General features: G+C 63.0%; 4 protein-coding genes. 3 read left to right on the forward strand and 1 reads right to left on the reverse strand.

The genetic code is table 11. From position 1 onward, the window contains the following. Window positions 1-1,170, reverse strand: a 1,170-nt coding sequence (locus tag AC1DWI_RS16000) for an iron-containing alcohol dehydrogenase (protein ID WP_477725201.1), incomplete at its 3' end; no start/stop codon positions are given. A gap of 113 nt (window positions 1,171-1,283) precedes the next feature. On the opposite strand from AC1DWI_RS16000, the gene AC1DWI_RS16005 reads away from it, so the two are divergent. The 3 genes from AC1DWI_RS16005 to AC1DWI_RS16015 form a co-directional block, all read left to right on the forward strand. Beyond that, window positions 1,284-2,150, forward strand: a complete 867-nt coding sequence (locus AC1DWI_RS16005) for a 2-keto-4-pentenoate hydratase (protein WP_477669547.1) — start codon at window positions 1,284-1,286, stop codon at window positions 2,148-2,150. Then, entirely contained in the window at window positions 2,151-3,119 is a 969-nt protein-coding gene (locus AC1DWI_RS16010; RefSeq protein ID WP_477669548.1) for an alpha/beta hydrolase, read from the forward strand. Next, on the forward strand, window positions 3,116-3,913 hold a 798-nt coding region (locus tag AC1DWI_RS16015; protein WP_477725202.1), incomplete at its 3' end, for a YbgC/FadM family acyl-CoA thioesterase. The genes AC1DWI_RS16010 and AC1DWI_RS16015, both read left to right, overlap by 4 nt.

Below are 3,913 nucleotides of genomic sequence, written 5' to 3' on the forward strand. Positions count from 1 at the left end.
CATTGCTGCGAGGCCGTCAGGCAACCCCAGCCGTGCGTTCATCTCACGAATGGCATCCGGAATGTCGGTGCCCGAAGCAAGGCCCATGGCACGCGCCATGCGGTCGAGGCGCCGGTCCTTCTGCACCGATTCGGCGGCCGCATTGAAGTCGACGACCATTGCTGCGAGGCCGTCAGGCAACCCCAGCCGTGCGTTCATCTCACGAATGGCATCCGGAATGTCGGTGCCCGAAGCAAGGCCCATGGCACGCGCCATGCGGTCGAGGCGCCGGTCCTTCTGCACCGATTCGGCGGCCGCATTGAAGTCGACGACCACAGGCAGAAACATGGCATTCAGCGTGCCGTGGTGCAGGCGCGGGTCCACTCCGCCCAGGCTGTGGCTCAGCGAATGCACGCAGCCCAGTCCTTTCTGGAACGCCATGGCCCCTTGCATGGATGCGCTCATCAGGTTGAAGCGGGCATCCCGGTCACTGCCATCGCGCGTGGCCCGTTCGATATGGGCCCAGCCGCGTTCCAGGCCGTCCAGCGCGATGCCGTCGGCCGGCGGGTTGAAGGCGGCTGACATGAAGGTCTCCATGCAATGCGCAATCGCGTCCATGCCGGTGGCCGCTGTCAGTTTGGCCGGCAGGCCCAATGTGAGCTCCGGATCGCAAATCGCCGTTTTCGGCACCAGATGCCAGGAATGAAACCCAAGCTTGCGGTGGTCATCCACAATGATGATGGCCCCGCGGGCGACTTCGCTGCCGGTGCCGCTGGTGGTGGGTACGGCAATCAGCGGGGCCGCGCGGTCCGTGATTTTCAGTGAACCGCCTTCAATGGTGGCGTAGGTCGTGAGCGGGCCTTCATGGGTTGCGGCAATCGCCACGCCTTTGGCGCAATCAATGGCTGAGCCTCCACCGACCGCGATCAGGCCGTCGCAGCCGGCGGACTTGTACAGCGCGGCGGCTGCGCGAACGGCTGCCTCGGTGGGATTCGAAGGGGTTTGGTCAAACACCGTCACCTGCACACCGGGCAGCGCGTCAAGCGCTTTTTGCAAAATACCTGCAGCCTTGACACCGGGGTCGGTGACGATGAGCGGACGGGTGATGCCGACACGCTCACATTCCTGCTTGAGCAATTTGATCGCGCCGAATTCAAACTGGATCTGGGTGACGTAATAGATAAAGGCCATGGTTTTGCTGTCTTTCGCGTTGTACGATGCTGGGCGGTTTTCCCGTGCCGCTCATCTTGCCCCAATCGGTTGCCCCAATCGGCTTGGCCCTACTTTAATAGCTGGAGATGCCCATGAATTGCAAGCAAACCCTGATGCTGGTCACCTTGGCGATAGCGGCTCTTCAGGCCAGGGCCGAATGTCTGAGCGATGCGCAAGTCGGCGACCTGGCCGAAAAGATCGCTGCCAGACAGCCTGCGGCAAACCCGGAAGGTCTCAACGAAGCCGATGGCGCCTGTACCCGCGCCAAACTCAATGCGCTGCTGGAAAAACGCCACGGCAAAGTGGTCGGCTACAAGGCAGGCCTTACCAACCCGGCGGTACAAAAACGCTTCAACTACGACCAACCCGTGTGGGGCAAGCTGTATGAGGGCATGGTGCTGCCCGGCGGGTCCGTGGTCGATGCGGCTTTTGGCGCGCGTCCGCTTTTTGAGGCCGACATGCTGGTGCGTGTCAAAAGTGCAGCCATCAACCAGGCCCGGACACCCCTGGACGTGCTTGAAGCCGTTGACCAGATCATTCCCTTTATCGAATTGCCCGATCTGGTCGTTCAGGCACCACCCCGACTCAATGGCCCGGCGGTCAGTGCCATCAATGTCGGTGCCCGGTTCGGTGTGGCCGGCACGCCCCTGGCCGTGCCCGTGACAAGGGCAGAGCGCCACGCCATGCTGGTCATGCTGGAAAACATGACCGTGGTGCTTGCAGACGGCAGCGGTGCAGAACTGGGAAGAGGCAAGGGCAGCGACATCCTCGGTCATCCGCTCAACGCAGTCGTCTGGCTGGCCGGCGCCCTGGCCAAAGAAGGTCTTGCCATGAAGCCAGGCGATTTGATCAGCCTGGGCTCGTTTTCACCCCTGCTGCCCCCCAAGCCAGGGTTGACCGCCACAGCGGCTTACCAGGGACTGGCCGGAGCGCAGCCTGTGTCGGTAACATTCAAATAAATGCGCCGCACCTCCCCTGAAGACTTGCTGACTCCCGCGATGCGGAATGTACTCAGCCGCATGGCGCGGGCCAGGCGCCCACCGTTTCATACGCTCCCCCCCGCAGGGGCCAAAGCGGCCTACGAGGCGGGTGCGGGCGTGCTGGAAATTCCCCGGCCGGCCCTGGCGCGGGTCGAAGACCTGCTCATTCCCGCCAGGGATGGCTACAGCCTGCCTGCGCGCCTCTACGCCTCCTTAAATGACCGCCTGCCGGTGCTGATTTACTTTCATGGCGGCGGCTTCACCATCGGAAGTGTGGCAACGCATGATGTGCTGTGCCGGCAGCTCAGCCATCTGTCAGGTTGCGCGGTGATTTCCGTGGATTACCGGTTGGCACCGGAGTACAAATTTCCTGTAGCTGCCCATGATGCCTGGGATGCCCTGCAGTGGCTGACGGCACGGTCAACCAGCCTCGGTCTTGACGAAACCCGTGTGGCGGTCGGCGGCGACAGCGCGGGCGGCACGCTGGCAACCATGTGCGCCATCCTGGCCCGCGATGCCGGTTTGCCGCTGGCGCTGCAGCTGCTGTTTTACCCCGGTTGCGCCGCCCACCAGGACACACCGTCGCACCGGCTATTTGCTGATGGCTTTGTGCTCGAGGAAGCTGACATCACCTGGTTTTTCAACCACTATGTGCGAAGCCCCGCCGACCGCGAGGACTGGCGCTTCGCGCCGCTCAATGCGCCGGATGTGGACGGTGTGGCCCCGGCCTGGCTGGGCCTGGCAGAGTGCGATCCCCTGGTCGACGAGGGGGTGATGTATGCCGACAAGCTGCGCGCGGCCGGCGTGCCGGTCGACCTGGAAATCTACCGCGGCGTCACGCACGAGTTCATCAAGATGGGGCGCATCATTCCCGAAGCACGGCAAGCCCATGCGGACGCGGCTCGGGCACTGCGCCAGGCATTCAATCTTCCGGACAACACGCCATGAAACGACAGGAATTCCGATTTTTTCACCCGCTGCGGGTTCGCTGGGCCGAAGTGGACATGCAAAAAATCGTGTTCAACGCGCATTACCTGATGTACTTCGACACCGCCATTACCGACTACTGGCGCGCGCTGGCGCTGCCGTACGAGGAAACCATGCACAAGATGGGCGGTGACTTGTACGTGAAAAAGGCCACACTGGAATACCATGGCTCGGCACGCTTTGATGACCGGATCGATGTAGCGCTCAAGTGCGCACGCATCGGCAATTCATCGATGACATTCACAGGCGCGATGTTCAGGGCCGATGAACTGCTCATCGCCTGCGAACTCATCTACGTGTTTGCCGATCCCCTGACCCAGACGTCCCGACCCGTGCCGGATGCGCTGCGCAATCTGCTCGTGGGCTTTGAGGCCGGTGAGGCCATGGTGGACATCAGGACGGGTGATTGGGCCGCCTTGGGCGCCGACGCGGCCAGGGTCCGCACGGCCGTGTTTGTGCAGGAGCAGGGCATTCCGATGGAGATGGCGTGCGACGAAGCGGACCACCCGGCCGTGCACGCCGTGGCCTATAACGGGTTGGGAGAGGGCATTGCGACCGGGCGGCTGGTGCGGCAAGCAGATGGCACGGCGAAGATCGGGCGCATGGCAGTGCACAAGGCGCTGCGCGGAGCTCACCTTGGCCAAAATCTTTTGAACGCGTTGATGGACGCCGCCCGGGATCGCGGAGACCATGAGGTCATGCTGCATGCGCAGCGCAGTGCGGAGGGCTTTTACCGGCGCCTTGGCTTTGAGGCC

It is taken from the genome of Polaromonas sp. P3_C2 (genome assembly GCF_056402675.1).

Excerpts from the sequence above, each read along its gene's own strand:
- AC1DWI_RS16005 (WP_477669547.1), top strand. The coding sequence starts at position 1,284 with ATGAATTGCAAGCAAACCCTGATGCTGGTCACCTTGGCGATAGCGGCT.
- AC1DWI_RS16010 (WP_477669548.1), top strand. The coding sequence starts at position 2,151 with ATGCGCCGCACCTCCCCTGAAGACTTGCTGACTCCCGCGATGCGGAAT.